The following is a 21,668-nucleotide window of genomic DNA, read 5'->3' on the forward strand; positions in this document are numbered from 1 at the left end:
ACCGCCGAACCACCCGGCGCCCACCTTCAGAGCTACATTTGAGGTTCGGCCGGGCGCGCTCGGCGCAGGGCCGGATGATCCGCCACGACGGTGCAGCTGCCCGGCGCGATCTCGGTGAACCCCGCGTCCCGCACCAGCGGCAGCCCGCTCGTCGTGAGCTCGCGCCACCGCGCGGGGTCGGCGGTCCGCACGGCGAGCGCGAAACCGGACGCACGCCAGGCGCTCCGCTCCTCCTCCGACAGCTCCCACCAGGCGAGCTGGGCACCGTGCCCGGCCTGCGCCATCGCCTTCCCGGCGGACATGTCGAGCTCCGGGTTCAGCCAGATGACCGGAACCCCGGGCTCGGTCCCGGCCGGCGGCTCGGGGTCGTCGAGATCGGTCCCGGAGACCTGGAGCCGGGCCAGATCCTTGGGCCACCCGTCCAGCGGCACCGGCGGAAACACCCGCACCTCGGCGCTCTTCCCGCCCACGGTGACCCCGTCCAGCGCCTCGGCACGCCGCCACTCGGCCCCACGGGCCCGCCGCACGACCTTGCGGATCCGGGCGTCCTGCCAGTCCCGCACGGCCTGTGCCCATTCCCCGTCGCCCAGCGACCTCTCGTCGCCGAGCATCACGAGCACGGCCCGGGCGGCGGTCTCGAGCGCGTCGGTACGAGCGGGCGGCGCGCTCCTTTCCATGCGCACGACCAGGGGGAGGACGTACTGAGGCGCGGAGTCGCGAAGACTGGCCTCGGACTGGAAGGGACTGTCCTCGGGGGGCTGATGATCAAGGCTCACACCAGCCAACCCTAAGGGGCGCGGGGCTGTGTCGATGTGCGGCTCCGCCGCGGGGCGCGACCAGCCACAGACAACCCGCACCCGCCGTACGACAGCATGGACCCCCATGGAACGCGTTCTCCGTCTCACAGACGCCGGCCGCCGCTACGGCTTACGCGGCCCCTGGGTCATCCGCAACATCGACCTGCACATCACCCCCGCCACCCTCACCCGCATAGAAGGCCCCAACGGCACCGGCAAATCCACCCTCCTCCGGCTCCTCGCCCGCATCGACGCCCCGACAGAGGGCCACGTGAGGGGCCGCCCCTGCACGGCCTATGTCCCCGAACGCTTCCCGGCGGCCCTCCCCTTCACCCCCGTCGACTACCTCACCCACCTCGGCGCGGTCCACGGCCTGCCCCGGCCCGCGGCCACCCGCGCCGCAGGCGACTGGCTGGACCGCTTCGGCGCCGCCGCCCACGCCCGCACCCCGATGTCCCAGCTGTCGAAGGGCAGCAGCCAGAAGGTCGCCGTCGCCCAAGCCCTCCTCGCCGAACCGGAGTTGCTGATCCTGGACGAGGCATGGACCGGCCTGGACACCGAAGCGCGCGCCGAACTGGAGAGGGCGGTCGCCGAACGCACGGCCGCCGGTGCCGCCGTCGTCTTCGTCGACCACGACCCCCGCCGCCTCAACGGCACCACGGACGCCGTGTACACGGTCCGCGACGGCACCCTGCACCGCCGTACCGGAGGAGGGGAAGGAGAAGGGGAAGGGGAAGGGGAAGCCGAAGGCGGGGGACCGCACACCACGATCGAGGTACGAGGTCCCGCGCCCCTCCCCCCGGAGGCGGCGCGCAGGGCCACCGTGGCCGAGGAGACGGCCGACCGCACCCACCGCCTCACCGTCCCCGCCTCCCACTCCGACGTCGTGCTCCGCGCCCTGCTGACCGCCCGCCCGCCGTACCACGTGGTGAGCGTGCGGCCGTCCGACCCCGAAGGCCCGCGATGACCGCCCTGCTGCGCTACCAGACCGCCCTGCTCCTGCGCTCCCAGCGCTGGCTGCCGCCGTTCCTGCTGTACGTCGTCTTCCTGGGCGTCGGGGTGCAGGGCGGCCAGCCGCTGCTGGACTCGCTCGGCTGGACGGCCGCCGTGCTGCTGCCCACCGCCGCCTGGCTGGTGCGGAGCTGCGTCACGGGCGAGCCCCCGGCCGCCCGGACCGTCGTGGCGGCGGCGGCCGGGCCCGCCCGGGCGCACCTGGCCGCCGTGCTGACCGCGCTCGGCGCGGCCGTGCTCCTCGGTACGGTCGCCACGGCGGCGGTCGTCTACATCAGCGACCCGGTCGGCGCCGACCACCAGCACCGCATCCCGGTCCCCGCGGCCGGCGCGGCCGGCTTGCTCGCCTCCCTGACCTGCGCCCTGCTCGGCACGGCCGTCGGCGCGCTCACCGCTCCGCCCGTTCTGCGCTCCACGGGCCGGGCCGTCCCGGCGCTGCTGCTGGCGGCCCTGCTGGCGCTGGTGGTGAGCGGCTCCCCGGCCCACGCGGCGGTCACCGGCCTGGTCACCGGCTCCCGCTCGGCGACGGTCAGCCTTCCGCTGGTTCCGCTCGCCGCCGCCGTACTCGTCACGGCCGCGGCGGTCGCGGTGGCCTGCGCGCTCACCTCCCGCAGATCACCCTGAACGGGCGGTCCGCCGTGCCTTCTGCCTCCCTCATGCGGACCGGGCAGCAGGCGTCCTCATTCATCCCTCCCGCGGACGAGGCTCATGACGACGTCCGGACGGCCCCGATCAGCTCGGACACCTTCACGAACCGGTACCCCCGGCGCCGTAGCTCGGGCACGATCGCCCGCACCGCCCGCTCGGTCACCGGCGCGGCGCTGCGGGTGCAGTGCATGACGACCACGGATCCCGGCCGCACCCCGTCCAGGACCTCCCGGGCCACCGCGTCGGCGTCCGTCGCGAACGCGTCCCCGCTGACCACGTCCCACTGCACCGCGGTCACCCCGAGTCCGCTGACCGCGCGCAGTGCCCGCTTGTCGTAACAGCCGCCGGGGAAGCGGAAGTACGGCATCGCGTCCGGTACCCCCGCCTTGCGGAAGGCGGTGTACGCCCGCTCCACGTCCGCGCGCATCCGGTCCTCGGCCACGGTCGGCAGGCCGTAGCAGTCACCGGTGAACGCGTAGTGGCTGTAGGAGTGGTTGGCGACCTCGAACAGCGGGTCCCGCCCGATGGAGCGGGCCTCGGCCGGGTACTCCTCGGCCCACCGCCCGGTCATGAACACGGTGGCCGGCACCTTCAGTCCGCGCAGCGCCGAGATCAGCCCCGGGTTGTCGAAGCGCTCCCCGCCCGCGGCCCGCGGTCCCTGATCGGCGGTCATGTCGGCGTCGAAGGTGAGGGCGACGGTCTTGCCGAGCGTACGCGGACCGTTCGTGAAGACCGGGGTGAGCCCGGCCGGCCCGGGCGCCAGCGTCGGCGCCCGCGAGGGCTCGGCGGAGGCCGGCTCCGAGGGGGAGGCGGAGGCCGAGGAGGGGGCGGGCGCCGACGGGCGGGCGGCCTGGGGGGCCGGGGAGGTGCCGCAGGCGGTGAGAGCGGCGCCGAGGGCACAGACGGCGGCCAGACGACGTACAGGAATGATCACCGTATGAACATACGAGAGATCAAGCCTTAGTTATGACAATAGGACTGGGCTGGCCCGTAGGCATCACCCACCCGGCGGTGGTTCGAGAGGTGGGGCCGGAGGGGGTTCCGTGTGGGGGCCCGGCTGCTGCGGGGCCCGCTCGAGGAAGCGCAGCAGTTCCACCGGGATGGGCAGCACCAGCGTGGAGTTCTTCTCCGCCGCCACCGCCATCACCGTCTGGAGCAGCCGCAGCTGGAGCGCGGACGGTGTGTCGGCCATCTGCTGGGCCGCCTCGGCGAGCTTCTTCGACGCCTGGAGCTCCGCGTCCGCGTTGATGATCCGGGCCCGGCGCTCCCGGTCGGCCTCGGCCTGGCGGGCCATCGAGCGCTTCATGGACTCCGGCAGGGACACGTCCTTGATCTCGACCCGGTCGATCTGCACGCCCCAGCCGATGGCCGGACTGTCGATCATCAGCTCCAGACCCTCGTTGAGCTTCTCCCGGTTCGACAGCAGATCGTCCAGCTCGCTCTTGCCGATGATCGAACGCAGCGAGGTCTGCGCCATCTGGGAGACGGCGAACCGGTAGTCCTCGACGTTGATGACCGCGGCCGCCGCGTCCACGACCCGGAAGTAGACCACCGCGTCGACCCGCACGGTCACGTTGTCACGGGTGATGCCCTCCTGCGCGGGGATGGGCATGGTCACGATCTGCATATTGACCTTGTGCAGCCGGTCCACGCCCGGGATCACCGTCGTGAACCCCGGCGTGCGCACGTCCCCGCGCAGCCGGCCCAGCCGGAGCACGACCCCGCGCTCGTACTGCTTGACGACCCGTGCCGCCGCCCCGAAATACACCAGGCCCGCCGCCGCGGCCGCCAGGACCGCGCCGAGTACTTCCTCGAACATGACGACCTCCTCGACAGAGGGCCGTTCTGTCTGCATATGCAACGATATGCCCGCCGTCCGGCCCGGGGCCACGCCCCGGAGCACGGACCGGACGACGGACCGGACGACGGACCGGACGACGGCCCCGCACGGCTCTCGGGCCGCCGGGGCGGGGCCCCTCAGACCGCCGGGGCCCGGACCGGCTCCCTGACCCGCACCGGCTCCGTGCCGGCCGCGCTGTGCTGCCGGGCCCAGGACTCCAGGGCCGTACGGCAGGCGTGGTCGAGGTGGTGCAGGCCGGTGAGGTTCAGCTCGACGGGCCGGTCCTGCGGGAGAGCCTCCAGGCTGTCGAGGATCTTCGGCAGCCGCAGGAAGGTCGCGTTGCCCGACAGATGCGCCTGGACCGGACCGGCGCCCTTGTCGACCACCTCCAGCCGGAGGTGCGAGGCCTCCCAGGCCGTCTTCGCCACGGCGAGCGCCAGCCCGACGAGCACCCCCTCGAACATGCTGACCACGACGATCGACACGGCCGTGACGACCAGGATCAGCGCCTCGCCGCGGTGCTCGCGCCACAGGGACGCGAGCGCGCGGAGCGGGACCAGCTTGGCGCCGGCGTGGACGAGGACGCCGGCCAGCGCCGGGATCGGGATATAGGCCAGCGCGTCCGGCAGCAGGGCCGCGAACAGCAGCAGCCACACCCCGTGCAGCACCCGGGACGCCTTGGTGCGCGCGCCCGCCTGGACGTTGGCCGCGCTGCGCACGATCACCGCGGTCATCGGCAGCGCGCCGAGCAGCCCGCAGAGCGCGTTGCCCGCGCCCTGCGCGACCAGTTCCCTGTCGTACTCGGTGCGCGGCCCGTCGTGCAGCCGGTCCACGGCCGCCGCGCTGAACAGCGACTCGGCGGACGCGATCAGGGTGAACGCGACGATCGTGCCGAGCAGCCCGACGCCCACGAGCCCGCCGAACGCGGACAGCGGGGGCGGCTGGACGGAGCCGAGCAGACCGTGTACCTCCACGGTGGCCACCGGCAGGTCGAGCAGCAGGGCGGCGAGGGTGGCGAGGCCCACCGCGGCGAGCGGTCCCGGCACGGTGCGCACCTTCGCCGGCAGCCGCTTCCACAGCACGAGGACGGCGACGGTGCCCGCGCCCAGCGCGAGCGAGGCCGACGCGCCGGGGCTGCCGAACGCGTCCACGAGCGCCGCGGGCAGTCCGGCGATCTTCTCCGGGCCGGAGTCCGGGGCCTTGGCGCCGACCAGCGTGTACACCTGGCCGGCGATCAGCACCAGACCGATCCCGGCGAGCATGCCCTCGACGACGGAGACCGAGATGGCCCGGAAGTACCGGCCCAGCCTGAGGGCGCCCATGGTGATCTGCAGGGCGCCCGTGGCGAGGACGATCACTCCGAGGGCGGGCAGACCGAACTCCCGCACCGCCTCGAAGACCAGCACGGTCAGCCCGGCCGCCGGTCCGGAGACCTGGAGGGAGCTGCCGCGCATCAGACCGGTGACGACGCCGCCGACGATGCCGGTGACGAGCCCGAGCTCGGCCGGCACGCCGGAGGCCACGGCCACGCCCACGCACAGCGGGAGCGCGACCAGGAAGACGACGAGCGAGGCGGCGAAGTCCTGCCGCAGATGGGGGAACCTGGCTATTCGGGTGTTCTTCGGCTGGGTCATCGCGGCGCTCACAGGGCTTCGAAGCCGTCGGTGTCCACGTGGTGTTCCAGCACCGCGCCGGTGTGCACCTCGTAGTACCAGCCGCGCACCCGCAGCCGGCCGTCGGCGAGCCGCTTCTCCACACAGGGGTAGGAGCGCAGTCGCAGCAGCTGGGCGAGGACGTGGTTCTGGACCGCGAGGGCGACCGTCGGATCGCCGGGGTCGGCGGCCGAGGGCTCGTCGGCGGCGTGCGCGAGCCAGTCGCGTACGGCGGGGACGGCGTCAAGGTCGTCGCCGCGCACCAGCGCGCCGACCGCCCCGCAGTGGGAGTGGCCGCAGACGACGACGTCCTGGACGCCGAGGACCTCCACCGCGTACTCGATGGTGGCGGCCTCGCCGGTGGGGCGCTCGGAGCCGTACGGCGGGACGATGTTGCCCGCGGTGCGCAGCTCGAAGAGCTCGCCGGGACGGGCGCCCGTGATCAGCGCGGGGACGACCCGCGAATCGGAGCAGGTGATGAACAGGACCTGCGGGGACTGGCCTTCGGCGAGCTTGGCGAACTCCTCAGGGCGCTGTCCGAACGTACGGGCGTTGTCGATGAGGGGCTGCATGACGTGGTGACTCCTCCTGGCGCGCTGTGGGGGGCGCGTCGGATGTGCAGAACAGGACAGGTGGGGGAACTGCGAACTGTTGTTGCGGAGGGAGTCGTCTCAGCAGCGGAAGACCTGGAGCGCCGCCGGGGAGTGGCCCGCCGAGGATCTCGACGAGCGGTGATGGGGGTCGGCCGGACGGATCGGTGGGTGCTCGGCCGCCGGGTCCAGGGCCAGCAGGGTGCGCTCGGGCTCCTGGGGGGCCGAGGCGGCGCCGACGGTGGCGCGGTGCCGGTCACGGGGGCGCAGGGGGTCCGCGGGGCCGCCGTGACCGCAGTCGCGGACGGTGACGAGCTCGTCGCGCAGCGGCTTCCCGGCGGGTTTGATTCCGGTCTTGGTCTTGGCCTCGGCCTGACGCACGGTGTGCGCGTGTGCGAAGGAAGACGCGGGTGCGAAGAACGGGAGGGCGAGCAGGACGGCGGCGAGGAGCGCGAGCGCGGTCCGGGCCGTCGCACCTCGGAACATGTGCCCCCCTTCCCGCCATGCGCACGTCTAGTACAGACCAATGACTGGTCAATGGTTGGTCAAGAAACACGTTAACCCTGCAAAGTTGTTTGCAGGGTTAACTCCGCGTTTCGAGAACAAGTGCGCCTCAAAAGCGTGGGTGATGTGGCGTGATTTCCCTCTAGACGGCCTCGGCGAGCCGCTTTGCGTCCCGGGCCAGCGCGGTGAGCCGGGAGATCGCCCGGAAGTACTTCTTGCGGTAGCCGCCGTTCAGCATCTCCTCGCTGAACAGCCGGTCGAAGGGGAGCCCGGAGGCCAGCACCGGGACCTCGCGGTCGTAGAGCCGGTCGGCCAGGACGACCAGCCGCAGCGCCGTCGACTGGTCGGGAACGGGCTGGACGTCCGTCAGACACACCGCCTTCAGGCCATCGGCGAGCGCTCCGTAACGGCTCGGGTGGACCCGGGAGAGATGGTCGAGGAGGTGCGGGAAGTCGTCCAGCGAGGAGCCCGGGGTGGCGTACGCCGCCTTCGTCACCTGTTCGTCGGAGTACGGCGCCGGAGCCTCGGGCAGACCGCGGTGGCGGTAGTCCTCGCCGTCGATGCGCAGGGTGCGGAAGTGCGCGGACAGGCCCTGGATCTCGCGCAGGAAGTCGACGGCCGCGAACCGGCCCTCGCCGAGCTTGCCGGGCAGGGTGTTGGAGGTGGCGGCCAGCGCCACCCCCGCCTCGACCAGCTTGCCGAGCAGGGACGACACGAGCACGGTGTCGCCCGGGTCGTCCAGCTCGAACTCGTCGATGCACAGCAGCCGGTGCCCCGAGAGCGTGCGGACGGTCTGCTGGAAGCCGAGGGCGCCGACCAGGTTCGTCAGCTCCACGAAGGTGCCGAACGCCTTCAGCCCGGGCTCGGCCGGGGTGGCGTGCCACAGGGAGGCGAGCAGGTGGGTCTTGCCGACGCCGTAGCCGCCGTCGAGGTAGACCCCGCGCGGACCGGCGGGCGCCTTGGGCGTCTTCGCCCTGCCGAACCCGAGGAACCCGCGCCGGGCGCCGCCGCCCACGGCGTGCGCCCCGCCGAGCCCGCCCGCGAAGCCCTCCAGGACCGACACGGCCTCGGTCTGGCTGGGCTGGTTCGGGTCCGGGAGGTAGGTGCTGAAGCGCACCGAGTCGAAGCGGGGCGGCGGCACCATCTCGGCGACCAGCCGGTCCGCCGGGACGTACGGCTCGAGGGCGCACAGGGACAGCGGGGCCGCGTCGGCTATCTCGTCGACAGGGGCGGAAGGGGTGGAGGACGACACGGTTCCCCATGCTAATCCGCGTGCCAGACTGCGAGGCATGCGACGGCTGTTCCCTGTGACCGACCAGACACCGACCCCCGCCCCTGGCGACCGGGAGTGGAGCCTCGACGAGCTCGCCGAGGCCTACGCCTATCCCGAGCCCGCGGCCGGGGAGCCGCGGCCCTGGCTGCGGGCCAACATGGTCTCCACGCTCGACGGCGCCGCCCAGCACGACGGGCGCTCCCAGCCCATCTCCACTGCGGCCGACATGCGGATCTTCGGCACGCTGCGGGGGCTCGCGGACGTGGTGGTCGTGGGCGCGGAAACGGTACGGCAGGAGGGGTACCGGCCGGCCCGCGCGCGGGCGGAGTTCGCCGCGCGGCGGGAGGCGGCCGGACAGGGGCCCGCACCCGCGATCGCCGTGGTCACCGCCGGCCTGGACCTGGACTTCTCGCTGCCGCTGTTCACCTCGCCGCTGGTGCCGACCCTGCTGCTGACCGGTGCCGCGGCCGCCCCCGACAAGGTGGCCGCGGCCGAGAAGGCGGGGGCGCGGGTGCTGATCGCCGGTGACGGGACGGGCGTGGACCCCGCGCGGGCCGTCGCGGCCCTCGCCGGGCTGGGGCACACCCGGCTGCTGACCGAGGGCGGGCCCCGGATGCTGGGTCAGTTCGTCGCCGCCGGGGTGCTGGACGAGCTGTGTCTGACCGTCTCCCCGATGCTCACCGCGGGGGACGCGCAGCGCATCGCGGGCGGACCGTCGATCCCGGTGCCGCAGCGGTTCGCACTGGTGTCCCTCCTGGAGGAGGGGGGTTTCCTCTTCGGCCGCTATCGGCGGTCCTGAAATCGTTCAGTGGTACCGGTGGTCCCGAAAATGGCGGAATGAATCGTTCCGCTTGGCTTCGGGTGGGCACACTAAAACTCGCAGCCCCCGTGAGATCACGGGGCAGGATGGTTTCCGCAGAAGGGGCGGCGTCCGGTGTTCACAAGCGTTCTGATGATCGAGAAAGCACTGACCTCAGCCGACGTGGAGTTCGTCACCACCCTGCACGGGGACGAGGACGTCGCCTTCCACGTCCTGCTCCAGCCGCGCGGCGACCAGGCGGACCGCCTGCTGCGGGCCATCGACGACGTCGCCCTCGGCGAGCTGGACGAGGCTGCGCGGGAGCGGGAGACGCCGGAGGGCGACGAGGCGAAGGGGTTCGGGGAGCGGGCGCTGGAGGTGTCCCTGCAGGCGCTGCACGCCTCCGGCAGTCCGGCGGAGGGGCGGTTGGTCGAGGATCACCCGTTGGACGCGCTGAAGTCGCTGGTGGAGGAGGTGGAGGCGGACGAGGTGATCGTGCTGACCGATCCTCACTACGTGGAGGAGTTCTTCCATCGGGACTGGGCTTCCCGGGCTCGGCACAAGGTGGGTGTTCCGGTGCTGAAGCTGTTCTCGCACAGCAAGGTGTGAGCCCCTGGGGGGTTGCCGTCACCCCGACCCCATAGGCTGGGGCGGATTCACCGTCGTACGCACCCCTGGAGATCACGCATGGCAGCCGGCCTTCCTCCCGCCATGGACCGACCGCACTTCATCGGCATCGGCGGCGCCGGGATGTCGGGGATCGCGAAGATCCTCGCCCAGCGCGGGGCGAAGGTGGCCGGCAGCGACGCCAAGGAGTCCGGGACCGCGGCGGCGCTGCGGGCGCTCGGGGCCACCGTGCACATCGGGCACGCGGCGGAGCACCTCGCGGACGACGCGAGCTGTGTCGTCGTGTCCTCGGCCATCCGCAGGGACAACCCGGAGCTGGCCCGCGCGGCCGAGCTGGGGATCCCGGTCGTGCACCGGTCCGACGCGCTCGCCGCGCTGATGGAGGGGCTGCGGCCGATCGCGGTCGCCGGTACCCACGGCAAGACCACCACCACGTCCATGCTGGCGGTCTCGCTCTCCGAGCTGGGCCTGAAGCCGTCGTACGCGATCGGCGGCGACCTGGACGCCCCCGGCTCCAACGCGCTGCACGGCGACGGCGAGATCTTCGTCGCCGAGGCGGACGAATCGGACCGCAGCTTCCACAAGTACGCCCCCGAGGTCGCGATCGTCCTCAACGTGGAGCTGGACCACCACGCCAACTACGCCTCGATGGACGAGATCTACGAGTCCTTCGAGACCTTCGCCGGGAAGATCGTGCCCGGCGGCACGCTGGTGGTCTCCGCCGACCAGGCGGGCGCCCGTGAGCTGACCCGGCGGGTCGAGGGCGTGCGGGTGGTGACGTACGGCGAGGCCGAGGACGCCGACGTCCGGGTGCTGTCGGTCGTACCGCAGGGGCTGAAGAGCCTGGTGACGGTGGTGCTGGACGGGCGGGAGATCACCTTCACGGTGTCCGTGCCCGGCCGGCACTACGCGCTCAACGCCGTCGCCGCGCTGACCGCGGGGGCCGCGCTCGGTGTCCCCGCCGCCGAGCTCGCGCCCGCGATCGCCGCGTACACGGGCGTCAAGCGGCGCCTCCAGCTCAAGGGCGAGGCGGCCGGCGTCCAGGTGATCGACTCCTACGCCCACCACCCCACCGAGATGACCGCCGACCTCGAGGCGATGCGCGCCGCGGCCGGGGACGCCCGCATCCTGGTCGTCTTCCAGCCGCACCTGTTCTCCCGCACGCAGGAGCTCGGCACCGAGATGGGACAGTCCCTGACCCTCGCCGACGCCTCCGTCGTCCTCGACATCTACCCGGCCCGCGAGGACCCGGTCCCGGGGGTGACGAGCGCGCTGATCATCGACGCGGCCCGGGCGGCCGGCGCGGACGTGACGGCAGTGCACGACAAGGACGAGGTGCCCTCCGTGATCGCGGGAATGGCGAAGCCCGGTGATCTCGTTCTCACCATGGGCGCGGGTGACGTGACGGACCTGGGCCCGCGCATTCTGGACCGTCTTTCGAACTGAGGGGCTGAGAATCGTGTCGTACGACGTCGAGAAGCCGGACGAGCAGTGGCGGGCGGAGCTGACGCCCGGCGAGTACGCCGTGCTGCGCCAGGCCGCGACGGAGCCCGCCTTCACCGGTGAGTACACCAACACCAAGACCGAGGGCGTCTACTCCTGTCGGGCCTGTGGCGCCGAACTGTTCACCTCCGCCACCAAGTTCGACTCGCACTGCGGCTGGCCGTCCTTCTTCGACCCGAAGGACACCGACGCGGTCGAGCTGATCGAGGACCGCTCGCACGGGATGCTCCGCACCGAGGTCCGCTGCGCCCGCTGCGGCTCCCACCTCGGGCACGTGTTCGAGGGTGAGGGGTACGGGACGCCCACCGACCAGCGCTACTGCATCAACTCGATCTCGCTGCGGCTGGCGCCGGACGCGGGCTGAGACAAGCCGCCCCGGACGCCGCTCACAGCAGCTTGCGCTGCACCATCGCCGACAGCACCAGCATCCCCGGCAGCAGCGGCAGCCAGACGGTGAGGGTGCGGTAGCCGATCACGGTGGCGGTGGCCAGGGCGAGCGGGGTGCCGTAACCGGCCAGGGTGAGGATCAGGGCCGCGTCCACCGGGCCGATGCCGCCCGGGGCGGGGACGGCACCCGCGGCGGTGCTGGCGGCGAGGAACGCGAACAGCAACTGGGGCCAGGACAGGGGCAGATCCAGCGCCCTGCCCACCGAGGCCACCACGCTCGCCTGGATCAGCGGGGCGGCGGCGGCCCCGCCCCACAGGGGCAGGAAACGGCCCGGACGCGTGTGCAGGTGGCGCGCGTCCGTGAGCGCCGTCCGGACGAACTCCATGACCGGGCCGCGCACCGCCCGCACCAGGGCCAGGACCACCGCGGCCCCGGCGGGCACCAGGAGGAGTCCGGCCACCGCGCCCAGCAGGGTCCGGCCGTCCGGCACGAGCGCCGCCGGGCGTACCGCGGTGGGGGCGAGCAGCAGGAAGGCGAGCACCACCGGGGTCTTCGCCACCGCTCTGACCAGGGAGTACAGCGCGATGGAGGCGGTCGCCCGGGAGAGCGGCACGCCCTGGCGCTGAAGGAAGCGGACCGTCACCGCGTGGGCGCCGATGCTCGCGGGCAGGACGTGGTTCGCGGCGCCCGCGGCGATCTGGGAGGCCACCAGCGGCCCCGGCGGCAGCCGGTCGGGGACCGCGCCCTGGCGGACACAGGCGGCCGCGGCCGAGCCGAGGTAGGTGAAGACCAGGCCGGCCAGCAGCCACCACGGATCGGCCCCGGCCAGCCGGGCGGTGCCGTCGCGCACGGCGTGCCAGTCGACGGCCGCCCACACCCCCAGGTACAGCACGGGCAGCAGACTCACGGCGTGGCGTGCGGAGGGGCGGAAGCGGCGGGGGGCCGCGGTCGCCGAGGGGGGTGGGGTGAGGGCGGCGAGGCACTCGGCCGGGGCTGCGGCGGGGGGCTGGAGCGCGGTGGCGCGTGGGGTGTCGCTCGGGAGCGCGGTGAGTGCGGGGAGCTGGGGCGGGTCGGCGGGATGGTCCGGCGCGGCGGGGGGCGGGGGCGTGGTGGCGGGGCTGGTGGGGAGCGGCAGCAGGGTCACGGCGCACGTCGTCCTTCCGCGGCGCCACGGCGGCGCCGTACAGGCCCTGGGGTGGGGAGGGGACGGGGGAGAAGTTTCCCCTCCGGTGTGACGGCGTGGTGTCCGGGAGCCGACGAGGTGCGGGCGGAGGGGCGACCGGGGTGCGGTGCGGCTGTGGGAGTTCTGCCCTGCCCGGGTACCGCTCATCCCGTCGGCGCCGCGGTTCAGGCGTGACCCAGGGGAAGGGTCAGCAGGAAGGCGGTGGGCTCCGGGGTCTCGGTGAGCTCCAGCGTGCCGCCGTGCGCGCGGACCAGGGAGCGGGCCACGGACAGACCCAGTCCGCTGCCGCCGCGGTCGCGGCTGCGGGCCTTGTCGACCCGGTAGAAGCGGTCGAAGACCCGGTCCCGGTCGCCGGGCGGTATGCCCGGGCCGCGGTCGGCCACCCGGACGCGGGCCGTGAAGGGGGTGACGGAGACCTCGATGTTCACCGGCGTGCCGGACGGGGTGTGCACGGCCGCGTTGGTGAGGAGGTTGTCCAGGACCTGGCGGATGCGGTGCGGGTCCATGCGGAGGGGGAGGGCGGCGGGGCCCGGGGCGAGCGTCAGGGGGTGGCCGGGGTGGCTCGCGCGGAACGCGTCGGCCGCCTGGGCGACCAGCTCCACCAGGTCGGCGTTCTCCATCCTGAGCGGGGTCTCCACCTCCGCCGCGTCCAGCCGGGCCAGCAGCAGGAGGTCGTCGAGGAGGACCCCCATCCGGGCGGCCTCGGCGCGCAGCCGGGCCAGATGCCGGTCGCGTTCCTCGGGGGCGTTGGCGGCGGCGTACTGGAAGAGGTCCGCGTACCCGCGGACCGACATCAGCGGGGTGCGCAGTTCGTGTGAGGCGTCCGCGACGAACCGGCGCAGCCGCTGCTCGGCCCGCGCCCGCACGGCGAGCGAGTCGTCGATGTGCTCCAGCATGGTGTTGAACGCGGTGCGCAGCTCCTCCACCTCCGGGCCGCCGCCCGGCCGGTCGGCGCGCAGCGGCAGCCGGGACGCCGACTCGGTCAGATCGTGGGAGGCGATGCCGTGCGCGGTGTGCGCCATGGCGCTGAGCGGCTGGAGCCCGCGCCGCAGCATGGCCCGCCCGAACACCACCAGGGCCGCGAGCGCCAGCACGAACGTGACGACCTGGATGGTGATCAGGTGCTGGACGGTGTTGTCGATGCCGTCCAAAGGAGCGCCGCTGACCAGGACCACGCCCGGCTCCACCTCGCAGGCGCGCAGCCGGTACACGCCGTCTCCTCGGAGGTGCTCGGTGCGCACCACCTCGTGGTCGGCGACGGTCTGCGCCCGGGCCAGGGTGGTGAGGTCCTCGACGTCCTCGGGCACGTCGCCGGGGTCCTCCGGCTTGCGCAGCACGGGCGTGCCGTCGCGCACGTCGTACACGGCGTAGTACCAGCCCCAGTACTTCTTCCCGGTCAGGCTGCCGGAGTCGACGATGCTCTTGGTCTGGGCGACCTGGGCGATCGCGAGCTGCTCGTTGAGCTGGGCCGACAGATAGTCCCGCATATAGGTGGTCAGGGCCGTGCCGACGACGGCGAAGACCACCAGGGCCAGCGCGCCGAGGCCCAGCGCCAGCCGGGTGCCGAGCCGCATCCCGCGGTACGTCCGCCGCAGTCTGCCGATCGCCGGGCTCACTCGGCCGCCTGCCGGATGACGTACCCGAAGCCCCGTACCGTCTGGATCAGCGGATCGTCGCCGGTCACGTCCAGCTTGCGGCGCAGCCGGCTCACCACCAGCTCCACCACGTTGGAGCGGCCGCCGAAGCCGTACTCCCAGACGTGGTCGAGGATCTGCGCCTTGGTCAGCACGGTCGGCGACTTGCGCATGAGGTAGCGCAGCACCTCGTACTCGGTGGGGGTGAGCGTCAGCAGCTTCCCGGCGCGGCGGACCTCGCGGGTGTCCTCGTCCATCGTCAGGTCGGCGACGCGCAGCACCGAGCGCTGGAAGCCGGGCCCGGCGCTGCGCCGCAGCACGGTCCGCAGCCGGGCCATCAGCTCCTCCACCGCGAACGGCTTCACCAGGTAGTCGTCCCCGCCCCGGGTCAGCCCCGCGACCCGGTCCGCGACCCCGTCCCGGGCCGTGAGGAACACCACCGGCACCATGGTCCCCGACTGCCGCAGCCGGTCCAGGACGCCGAAGCCGTCGATGTCGGGCAGCATCAGGTCGAGCACCACGATGTCCGGATGGAACTCGGCGGCGCGGCGCAGCGCCTCCTCACCGGAGTTCGCGGTGACCGCGCTCCAGCCCTCGTAGCGGGCGACCGTCGCCACGAGATCGGCGATCGGCGGGTCGTCGTCCACGACGAGGAGGCGCACTTTTTCCACCCGCTCATAGTGCGCCACCCGCGCCCCGGCGCCAGACCCGCGTCCGTCCCGCGCGCGGATCGATAAACTCTTGAAAGTTGTACGACAGGAAATCGACAGCACAGCACGGACAAGCTCTGTGTTCTGAGGACCCGATCAAGGAGTTTCCGTCCGTGACGACCGTCCAGTCGCCTCCCGTTCCCCCCACGGCGATACGTCCCAAAGTAGTGGCCCGCACCGGCCTGTACGCCGTGCTGGCCGCGAACGCGGCCGTCGTGACCCTCTTCGCCGTGCAGGCGGGATTCGCCTCCAACGCGCTCGTCGTGATCGGCCGGTTCGCCGGTCTGTACGGCGCGCTGCTGATGGCGTTCCAGCTGCTGCTGGTGGCCCGGCTGCCCTGGCTCGACCGCCGGATCGGCATGGACCGGCTGACCAACTGGCACCGCTGGACCGGCTTCGGCCTGCTGTGGACGCTGGTCGGGCATGTGGTGTTCATCACCTTCGGCTACGCCGACTCCTCCTCGATGGACCCGGTCAGCCAGCTCGTCGACCTCGCCGAGACCGTCGAGGGCGTGCTGCGCGCCGCCGTCGCCATGGTGCTGATCCTCGTCGTCGGCGGCGTCTCCGCCCGCTGGGCCCGCCGCCGGCTCGCCTACGAGACCTGGCACTTCATCCACCTGTACACCTACGTCGCCGTGGTGCTGGCCTTCACCCACCAGGTCGCGGTCGGTACGACCTTCACCGCCTCCTCCGCCGCCACGGCGTACTGGTACGGCGTGTGGACCGTCGCCCTCGGCTCGGTGGCCCTCGGCCGGGCGGTCCTGCCGCTGTGGCGCAACTGGCGGCACCAGCTGCGGGTCGAGAAGGTCGTCCCCGAGTCGGACAACGTCGTGTCCGTCTACATCACCGGCCGTGACCTGGACCGGCTGCCCGCGCGCGCCGGCCAGTTCTTCCTCTGGCGTTTCCTGACGAAGGACCGCTGGTGGCAGGCGAACCCCTTCTCCCTGTCCGCCGCCCCCGACGGCACCCGGCTCAGGCTGACCGCCAAGGCCGCCGGTGACGGCTCCGCGGGCCTGCGCCACATCAAGCCCGGCACCCGCGTCTTCGCCGAGGGCCCCTACGGCGCCTTCACCGCGATGCACCGCACCCGCCCCGAGTCCCTGCTCATCGCCGGCGGCGTCGGCGTCACGCCCATCCGGGCGCTGCTGGAGGAGATCGACGGCCACGCGATCGTCGTCTACCGCGTCGGCGGCGAGCGCGACGCCGTCCTCTACGACGAGCTGCGCGACCTCGCCGCCGCCAAGGGCGCCGAGCTGCACCTGGTCACCGGTCCGCCGGTGCCGGACCGGCTGGCGCCGCGCGAGCTGGCCGCGCTGGTGCCGGACATCGCCGAGCGGGACGTCTTCCTGTGCGGACCGCCGCCGATGATGAACGCGGTGCTGGGCTCCCTGCGCGAGCTGGACGTGCCCAGGACGCAGATCCACTTCGAACGCTTCAGCCTGGCGGGATGAGGAAGAAACAGTGAAGCGAGCCCTACCTGTCCTGGTCCTGAGCGTGGCGGGTCTGATCCCGGTCTGGCGCTACGAGCCGTCCACCCCGGCCTCGTCCTCCTCCTCGGCCGCGGCGGAGTCGACGACCCCCTCCACCTCCGCCTCGGGCACCACCTTCACCGGTACGACCGTGACCACCGAGAAGGGCGACGTCCAGGTCCAGGTGACCTACGACGGCGACGAGATCACGGCCGTGAAGATGCTGAAGCAGCCGAACCATCCGCAGACCACGGCGGCGGTGCCGAAGCTGATCTCGCAGACGCTTCAGGCGCAGAGCGCCGACATCGACACCGTCTCCGGGGCCACCCTCACCAGCGACGCCTACAAGGAGTCCCTCCAGGCCGCGATCGACCAGGAGGCGTCCGCCGCGTCGGCGTCCCCGTCGGCCTCGGCCTCCGCCGCCTCCTCGCAGACGGTCCCGGGTTCCACCGTGTCCACGGAGAAGGGCGACGTCCAGGTCCAGGTGACCTTCGAGGGCGACGAGATCACGGCCGTGAAGATGCTGAAGCAGCCGAACCATCCGCAGACCACGGCGGCGGTGCCGAAGCTGATCTCGCAGACGCTTCAGGCGCAGAGCGCCGACATCGACACGGTGTCCGGCGCGACGATCACGAGCGACGGCTACAAGGAGTCCCTCCAGGCCGCGATCGACGCGAAGGGCTGACATGCACAGGGTCGAGCACGTCATGGGCTTCCCCGTCTCGCTGCGCATCGACGACGAGCGGGTCCCCGAGGGGGCCGCGGACGCCGTCTTCGCCTGGCTGCGGGAGGTCGACGAGCGGTTCAGCCCCTTCAAGGAGGGCAGCGAGGTGTCCCGGCTGGACCGGGGCGAGCTGTCCTCCGCCGAGGTGAGCGCCGATCTCGCCGAGGTGCTCGGCCTGTGCGAGGAGTACCGGGTCGCCACCGGCGGCGCCTTCGACGTACGGCTGCCCGGGCGGGGCCTCGATCCCTGCGCGGTGGTCAAGGGCTGGTCGGTGCAGCGGGCGGCGGAGCTGCTGACCGGCGCCGGGCTCCACCGCTTCTGCCTCAACGCCGGGGGTGACGTGGTCGTCTCGGGCGGGCCCTGGCGGGTCGGCGTACGGCATCCCCATCTCGCCGACAAGGTCTGCGCGGTGCTGGAGCTGACGGACGCGGCGGTCGCCACCTCCGCCCGCTACGAGCGCGGCGACCACATCCTCGACGGCCGCACCGGCCTGCCCGCGACCGGCCTCGACAGCCTCACCGTCGTCGCCCCGACCCTCACCCTCGCGGACACCGTCGCCACGGCCGCGTTCGCGCAGGGCGCGCAGGGTGTGCAGTGGGCGGCCGGCCGGGCGGGCTGCGAGGTGTTCGCGGTGCTCGAGGGCGGCGATGTACTGCGCACCCCCGGTTTCCCGACCGCGGGGGAACGGGCCGCGGCCTAGGACCTGGCCTCTGTCGTCGGAAGCTCTCGACTTCCTCAAGTCGTGCTTGGCGTACGGCCCGTGCGGGGCATCCCCCTGCCACACAGATCCGTAGCGAGAGGCAACGGGGGGCAGGAGAGATGGAGTTCCTGGTGATCGTGGGGTTCGGGCTCGTCGTGATGTTCGTGGTCGGGGCCCTGCGCGGGACCGGGTCGTCGCGCCGTCGGCGCAGGGGCGGCTGGGGTGACGGTGGCGGGGGCGGCTGCGGTGACGGCTCGTCCTGCGGGGGCGGTTCGTCCTGCGGCGGTGGCGGTGGTTGTGGGGGCGGCGGGGGAGGCGACTGAGCCCTGAACGCCAAGGGGCGGGCCGCCGGAAGGGGATCCGGCGGCCCGCCCGTCCTTCCCGGCGGGTCAGCTCACGTCGGAGGCGTCCAGGCGGTACAGACCGCTGTAGTCGGAGACCGCCGTGCCGTTCTTCTTGACCCAGGTCGAGATCTCGGTGTTCGACGAGCCCTGCCCGCTGTCGCTGACGACGATGTAGTGCAGTTTGCCGGACTTCACCAGGGACTTGAGCTTGGCGAGGGTCATCGCGTTGTCCGAGCCGGACCAGCCGCCCATCGAGATGACCGGCTCACCGGACTCCAGGATGATCGAGGAGGCCGTCTGGTCGGTGGCGACCGCGACCAGCCAGGTGGCGCCGTCCTGGTTCTTCTCGAGATAGCTGATCATCGCGGAGCTGACCTGCGTGCCGCCGCCCATGCCGCCGCCGCTGCGGGCGCCGTCCGTACCGGACTCGGTGCCGGATTCCGTGCCGGACTCGCTGGACGAGGAGCCGCTTCCGGAGGGGGCGCTGCCGGACGGGGGCTGGCCCGTCGACTGACCGCTCGCACTGCCGGAGCCGCTCGAAGCGCTCGTCGACCCGCCCGGACCGCCGTCACCGCTCGGCCGCTGGCCCCCGCCCATGCCGCCACCGCCGCCCATGCCGCCTCCGGTGCTGGGACCGGCCGTCGGGTTGGTGCCGTTGGTGCTGGAGGTCGCCGCCGAGACCGAGTAGGCCGCCGGACCGGCGAGCAGGGCCACGACCGCCGCGAGGGCCGCGACGCCCATCAGCCGGTGCCGCCGGGTGAAGCGGCCGGCCAGCAGACCGAGGACGGACAGGGTGCCCAGGGCGGCCACCGCGATCTCCGCGACCGTGTACAGCGTGCCGGAGCCGGAGACCCGCTGGAGCAGGACGACCGCCCAGCCGGTGCTGGCCGCGACCGCGGCCGGGAGCACCCACGCCCACTTCGCGGCGGCACCCTCACGGAAGGCCCGGTACAGCATGACCCCGCCCGCACCGGCCAGCGCCGCGACGCCGGGCGCCATGGCGGTGACGTAGTAGGGGTGGAAGGTGCCCTCGGCGAGGGCGAAGGTCAGGTAGTGGAGGACGAACCAGCCGCCCCACAGGAGGAGGGCCGCGCGCTTCGCGTCGGTGCGGGGTGCCCGGCCGCGCAGGACCAGGCCGGCCACCAGGGCGATCGCCGCGAAGGGGATCAGCCAGGAGATCTGACCGCCCATGATCTCGTTGAACAGCCGGTACAGACCCGCCTCGCCGCCGAAGCTGGCGCCGTTGCCCTGGGAGCCCACCGACGCACTCGCGCCGAAGATCCGGCCGAAGCCGTTGTAGCCGATGACCAGGTCCCAGACCGTGTTGTCGGTGGAGCCGCCGATGTAGGGGCGGGAGGAGGCCGGGATCAGATCGACGACCACCATCCACCAGGCGCTGGAGACGACGAGCGCGACCGTGCCGACGGCGAGGTTGCGGATGCGGCGGCCGAGGGAGGCGTTCGCGGCCCACAGGTAGACCAGGAAGAACGCGGGCAGGACGACGTACGCCTGCATCATCTTGGTGTTGAAGGCGAAGCCGATCGCCACGCCCGACCACACCAGCGGCATCAGCCGTCCGGTGCGCACGGCCTTCAGCAGGGCCGCCGCGCCCAGCAGCATCAGGAAGACGAGGACCGGGTCGGGGTTGGTGTCCCGGGTGATGGCGACCGTGATCGGGGTGAGGGTCAGGGCGAGGGCGGCGATCGTCGCCGCGACCGGACCGAAGTCCCGCTTGACCAGCCGGTGCAGGAGGGCGACCGAGCCGGCCCCGACCGCGACCATCGGCAGCATCAGCTGCCAGGTGCCGTAACCGAACACCCGGGCCGACAGGCCCATCACCCACAGGGCGAAGGGGGGTTTGTCGACGGTGATGAAGCTGCCGGCGTCCAGGGCGCCGAAGAAGAACGCCTTCCAGCTCTTGGTGCCGGAGTAGACGGCCGCGTTGTAGAAGGTGTTGCCGGAGATGGAGGACAGGTTCCAGGCGTACAGGGCCGTCGCGAGGACGAGGATCGCCCAGAGGGCCGGGCGGGCCCAGCGCGGGTCGTCGGGGGCGCCGGTGAACAGACGGCGGGCGCGGGCGGCGAGGCCGGACCCGGCGCCGTCGGCCGGCGGGACCGACCGGTGACGGGGGCCGTCCTCCCGGGACGGGGCGGGCGGCGGGGCGAGGGTCGTCATGACGCGTACTCCAGGTGGGCGTGCGCCCCGGCGGGCCGGGCGGTGGGGACGGAGGAGGCGGAGGAGTCGGGGGAGTCGGGGGTGGTGCGGGCCGCGGGTACCTGCGGGGTGCTCGTGCGGCGCGGGACGCCGGGGACGCGGGTGCGGCCGGTGAGGGTGGAGCGGAGCATCCGGCCCATGCCCTTGAGGTCGTCGACGGCCGTGCGGACGATGTCGACGCGGCTGTCGGGGTCGTCGGTCCAGTCGACCGGCACCTCGTGGATGCGCAGCCGGTTGCGCTGGGCCAGGACCAGCAGTTCGGTGTCGAAGAACCAGGCGGTGTCCTCGATGTGTGGGGCGAGGGCGCGGAAGACATCGGCGCGGACGGCCTTGAAGCCGCACTGCGCGTCCGAGAAGCGGGCGCCGAGACCGGCCTTGAGCAGGGCGTTGTAGGAGCGGGAGACGAACTCCCGCTTGGCGCCCCGGACCACGGCCGACTGCCGGTGCAGCCGGCTGCCGATCGCGACGTCGCTGTGGCCGGACAGGAGCGGTGCGACCAGGGGGAGGAAGGCCTCCAGGCCGGTCGACAGATCCACGTCCATGTAGGCGACGACGTCCGCCGTGGACCGCGACCACACGTGCTTCAGGGCGCGGCCCCGGCCCTTCTCCTCCAGCCGCCGGGCGTGGACATGGGGCAGACGCAGGGTCAGATCGGTCGCCACGCTCCAGGTGGCGTCCGTGCTGGCGTTGTCCGCGACCGTGATGCGGAACGGGAACGGGAAGGACTCTTCGAGGTGTGCGTGGAGACGGCCGATGCTGTCGGCGAGGACGTGTGCCTCGTTGTACACCGGCACCACGATCTCGACCGACCGGCGCCGGACGCCTCCCGCGTTCGTTGCGTTCATGGTCTTGACGATGGGGGCCGTCTCTGGGCAATCCCTGAGCCGCTTCTGAGGGGAGAGTGAGAATCAGGGGACTCACAGGTCGGGCACAGAAGACGGAGGTGAAGCGCGCCATACACCCGCTGCCCGTCTGAAACACGACCGGTCTAGACTCTCCCCGCAACAGTCCGAACTCGGCTGGTCGAGAGCGGGCGGGAACGGCCAGACCCGAAGGGT

The 21,668-nt window shown here is 72.8% G+C and carries 22 protein-coding genes; 10 read left to right on the forward strand and 12 right to left on the reverse strand.

The features are described from left to right. Positions 1 to 32: 32 nt before the first annotated feature. A complete protein-coding gene (locus ACYQ8Q_RS34625) occupies positions 33 to 785 on the reverse strand; it encodes a peptidyl-tRNA hydrolase (RefSeq protein WP_460070574.1) in 753 nt (250 codons plus the stop codon). 97 nt (positions 786 to 882) lie between these two features. Here ACYQ8Q_RS34625 and ACYQ8Q_RS34630 point away from each other — a divergent pair, with 97 nt between their 5' ends. Both ACYQ8Q_RS34630 and ACYQ8Q_RS34635 read left to right on the forward strand, forming a co-directional pair. Beyond that, positions 883 to 1,764, forward strand: coding sequence for an ABC transporter ATP-binding protein (locus ACYQ8Q_RS34630; RefSeq protein WP_460070575.1), 882 nt, complete (start codon positions 883 to 885; stop codon positions 1,762 to 1,764). Further along, positions 1,761 to 2,432, forward strand: coding sequence for an ABC transporter (locus ACYQ8Q_RS34635; RefSeq protein WP_460070576.1), 672 nt, complete (start codon positions 1,761 to 1,763; stop codon positions 2,430 to 2,432). Before ACYQ8Q_RS34630 ends, ACYQ8Q_RS34635 begins: the two co-directional genes overlap by 4 nt. 82 nt (positions 2,433 to 2,514) lie before the next feature. On the opposite strand, the gene ACYQ8Q_RS34640 is transcribed toward ACYQ8Q_RS34635, so the two are convergent. The 6 genes from ACYQ8Q_RS34640 to zapE form a co-directional block, all read right to left on the reverse strand. Next, positions 2,515 to 3,390 carry a polysaccharide deacetylase family protein gene (locus tag ACYQ8Q_RS34640; protein ID WP_460070577.1) on the reverse strand — a complete coding sequence of 292 codons (876 nt, stop codon included), beginning with the start codon at positions 3,388 to 3,390 and terminating at the stop codon, positions 2,515 to 2,517. 63 nt (positions 3,391 to 3,453) lie between these two features. Continuing rightward, positions 3,454 to 4,275 carry a slipin family protein gene (locus ACYQ8Q_RS34645; RefSeq protein ID WP_460070578.1) on the reverse strand — a complete coding sequence of 274 codons (822 nt, stop codon included), beginning with the start codon at positions 4,273 to 4,275 and terminating at the stop codon, positions 3,454 to 3,456. 158 nt (positions 4,276 to 4,433) lie between these two features. Continuing rightward, a complete protein-coding gene (locus ACYQ8Q_RS34650) occupies positions 4,434 to 5,930 on the reverse strand; it encodes a SulP family inorganic anion transporter (protein WP_460070579.1) in 1,497 nt (498 codons plus the stop codon). A gap of 8 nt (positions 5,931 to 5,938) precedes the next feature. Continuing rightward, positions 5,939 to 6,520, reverse strand: coding sequence for a carbonic anhydrase (locus ACYQ8Q_RS34655; RefSeq protein WP_359004712.1), 582 nt, complete (start codon positions 6,518 to 6,520; stop codon positions 5,939 to 5,941). Between the two features lie 99 nt (positions 6,521 to 6,619). Further along, positions 6,620 to 7,024 carry a hypothetical protein gene (locus ACYQ8Q_RS34660; protein WP_460070580.1) on the reverse strand — a complete coding sequence of 135 codons (405 nt, stop codon included), beginning with the start codon at positions 7,022 to 7,024 and terminating at the stop codon, positions 6,620 to 6,622. A 160-nt stretch (positions 7,025 to 7,184) separates the two neighbouring features. Beyond that, a complete protein-coding gene (gene zapE / locus ACYQ8Q_RS34665; RefSeq protein WP_460070581.1) occupies positions 7,185 to 8,333 on the reverse strand; it encodes a cell division protein ZapE in 1,149 nt (382 codons plus the stop codon). Between zapE and ACYQ8Q_RS34670 the strand changes: the two genes are divergently transcribed. The 4 genes from ACYQ8Q_RS34670 to msrB all read left to right on the forward strand — a co-directional run bounded on the left by ACYQ8Q_RS34670 (position 8,332) and on the right by msrB (position 11,608). Further along, positions 8,332 to 9,114 (forward strand): pyrimidine reductase family protein, encoded by a 783-nt coding sequence (locus ACYQ8Q_RS34670; RefSeq protein ID WP_460070583.1) that lies wholly within the window; start codon positions 8,332 to 8,334, stop codon positions 9,112 to 9,114. The genes zapE and ACYQ8Q_RS34670 overlap by 2 nt on opposite strands. A gap of 135 nt (positions 9,115 to 9,249) precedes the next feature. Continuing rightward, complete coding sequence (locus tag ACYQ8Q_RS34675; RefSeq protein ID WP_460070584.1) at positions 9,250 to 9,723, forward strand: indole-3-glycerol phosphate synthase; 474 nt, start codon at positions 9,250 to 9,252, stop codon at positions 9,721 to 9,723. Between the two features lie 78 nt (positions 9,724 to 9,801). Beyond that, positions 9,802 to 11,187, forward strand: coding sequence for a UDP-N-acetylmuramate--L-alanine ligase (murC, locus tag ACYQ8Q_RS34680; RefSeq protein WP_460070585.1), 1,386 nt, complete (start codon positions 9,802 to 9,804; stop codon positions 11,185 to 11,187). A 13-nt stretch (positions 11,188 to 11,200) separates the two neighbouring features. Further along, a complete protein-coding gene (gene msrB, locus ACYQ8Q_RS34685) occupies positions 11,201 to 11,608 on the forward strand; it encodes a peptide-methionine (R)-S-oxide reductase MsrB (RefSeq protein WP_460070586.1) in 408 nt (135 codons plus the stop codon). Positions 11,609 to 11,630: 22 nt separating this feature from the next. Here msrB and ACYQ8Q_RS34690 read toward each other — a convergent pair whose 3' ends face one another. From ACYQ8Q_RS34690 to ACYQ8Q_RS34700, 3 genes are all read right to left on the reverse strand, one after another. Continuing rightward, the gene (locus ACYQ8Q_RS34690; protein WP_460070587.1) at positions 11,631 to 12,776 is read right to left on the reverse strand and encodes a lysylphosphatidylglycerol synthase transmembrane domain-containing protein; all 1,146 of its coding nucleotides are present in this window, start codon (positions 12,774 to 12,776) and stop codon (positions 11,631 to 11,633) included. Positions 12,777 to 12,979: 203 nt separating this feature from the next. After that, complete coding sequence (locus tag ACYQ8Q_RS34695; RefSeq protein WP_460073613.1) at positions 12,980 to 14,389, reverse strand: sensor histidine kinase; 1,410 nt, start codon at positions 14,387 to 14,389, stop codon at positions 12,980 to 12,982. A gap of 38 nt (positions 14,390 to 14,427) precedes the next feature. Then, a complete protein-coding gene (locus ACYQ8Q_RS34700) occupies positions 14,428 to 15,120 on the reverse strand; it encodes a response regulator transcription factor (RefSeq protein ID WP_460070588.1) in 693 nt (230 codons plus the stop codon). 152 nt (positions 15,121 to 15,272) lie between these two features. On the opposite strand from ACYQ8Q_RS34700, the gene ACYQ8Q_RS34705 reads away from it, so the two are divergent. From ACYQ8Q_RS34705 to ACYQ8Q_RS34720, 4 genes are all read left to right on the forward strand, one after another. Next, positions 15,273 to 16,610: a ferredoxin reductase family protein gene (locus ACYQ8Q_RS34705; protein ID WP_460070590.1), complete on the forward strand. Its 1,338-nt coding sequence runs from the start codon at positions 15,273 to 15,275 to the stop codon at positions 16,608 to 16,610. Positions 16,611 to 16,620: 10 nt separating this feature from the next. Next, a complete protein-coding gene (locus ACYQ8Q_RS34710; RefSeq protein WP_460070591.1) occupies positions 16,621 to 17,313 on the forward strand; it encodes an FMN-binding protein in 693 nt (230 codons plus the stop codon). 1 nt (position 17,314) lies between these two features. Further along, positions 17,315 to 18,052 carry an FAD:protein FMN transferase gene (locus tag ACYQ8Q_RS34715; RefSeq protein ID WP_460070592.1) on the forward strand — a complete coding sequence of 246 codons (738 nt, stop codon included), beginning with the start codon at positions 17,315 to 17,317 and terminating at the stop codon, positions 18,050 to 18,052. A gap of 119 nt (positions 18,053 to 18,171) precedes the next feature. Further along, entirely contained in the window at positions 18,172 to 18,375 is a 204-nt protein-coding gene (locus tag ACYQ8Q_RS34720) for a hypothetical protein (RefSeq protein ID WP_460070593.1), read from the forward strand. A 66-nt stretch (positions 18,376 to 18,441) separates the two neighbouring features. Here the strand turns inward: ACYQ8Q_RS34720 and ACYQ8Q_RS34725 are convergent, their stop codons facing one another. Then, positions 18,442 to 20,571, reverse strand: coding sequence for an ArnT family glycosyltransferase (locus tag ACYQ8Q_RS34725; protein ID WP_460070594.1), 2,130 nt, complete (start codon positions 20,569 to 20,571; stop codon positions 18,442 to 18,444). Beyond that, complete coding sequence (locus tag ACYQ8Q_RS34730; RefSeq protein ID WP_460070595.1) at positions 20,568 to 21,455, reverse strand: dolichyl-phosphate beta-glucosyltransferase; 888 nt, start codon at positions 21,453 to 21,455, stop codon at positions 20,568 to 20,570. The genes ACYQ8Q_RS34725 and ACYQ8Q_RS34730 overlap by 4 nt, the downstream gene beginning before the upstream one ends. Positions 21,456 to 21,668 lie beyond the last annotated feature (213 nt).

The organism is Streptomyces sp. YKOK-I1, from assembly GCF_054660435.1.

What these genes read in the sequence shown, in the direction of transcription:
- ACYQ8Q_RS34630 (WP_460070575.1), top strand. Translation starts at nt 883, where the DNA reads ATGGAACGCGTTCTCCGTCTCACAGACGCCGGCCGCCGCTACGGCTTA.
- ACYQ8Q_RS34635 (WP_460070576.1), top strand. Translation starts at nt 1,761, where the DNA reads ATGACCGCCCTGCTGCGCTACCAGACCGCCCTGCTCCTGCGCTCCCAG.
- ACYQ8Q_RS34645 (WP_460070578.1), bottom strand. Translation starts at nt 4,275, where the DNA reads ATGTTCGAGGAAGTACTCGGCGCGGTCCTGGCGGCCGCGGCGGCGGGC.
- ACYQ8Q_RS34650 (WP_460070579.1), bottom strand. Translation starts at nt 5,930, where the DNA reads ATGACCCAGCCGAAGAACACCCGAATAGCCAGGTTCCCCCATCTGCGG.
- ACYQ8Q_RS34655 (WP_359004712.1), bottom strand. Translation starts at nt 6,520, where the DNA reads ATGCAGCCCCTCATCGACAACGCCCGTACGTTCGGACAGCGCCCTGAG.
- ACYQ8Q_RS34660 (WP_460070580.1), bottom strand. Translation starts at nt 7,024, where the DNA reads ATGTTCCGAGGTGCGACGGCCCGGACCGCGCTCGCGCTCCTCGCCGCC.
- ACYQ8Q_RS34670 (WP_460070583.1), top strand. Translation starts at nt 8,332, where the DNA reads ATGCGACGGCTGTTCCCTGTGACCGACCAGACACCGACCCCCGCCCCT.
- zapE (WP_460070581.1), bottom strand. Translation starts at nt 8,333, where the DNA reads ATGCCTCGCAGTCTGGCACGCGGATTAGCATGGGGAACCGTGTCGTCC.
- murC (WP_460070585.1), top strand. Translation starts at nt 9,802, where the DNA reads ATGGCAGCCGGCCTTCCTCCCGCCATGGACCGACCGCACTTCATCGGC.
- ACYQ8Q_RS34695 (WP_460073613.1), bottom strand. Translation starts at nt 14,389, where the DNA reads ATGCGGCTCGGCACCCGGCTGGCGCTGGGCCTCGGCGCGCTGGCCCTG.
- ACYQ8Q_RS34715 (WP_460070592.1), top strand. Translation starts at nt 17,315, where the DNA reads ATGCACAGGGTCGAGCACGTCATGGGCTTCCCCGTCTCGCTGCGCATC.
- ACYQ8Q_RS34720 (WP_460070593.1), top strand. Translation starts at nt 18,172, where the DNA reads ATGGAGTTCCTGGTGATCGTGGGGTTCGGGCTCGTCGTGATGTTCGTG.
- ACYQ8Q_RS34725 (WP_460070594.1), bottom strand. Translation starts at nt 20,571, where the DNA reads ATGACGACCCTCGCCCCGCCGCCCGCCCCGTCCCGGGAGGACGGCCCC.
- ACYQ8Q_RS34730 (WP_460070595.1), bottom strand. Translation starts at nt 21,455, where the DNA reads ATGAACGCAACGAACGCGGGAGGCGTCCGGCGCCGGTCGGTCGAGATC.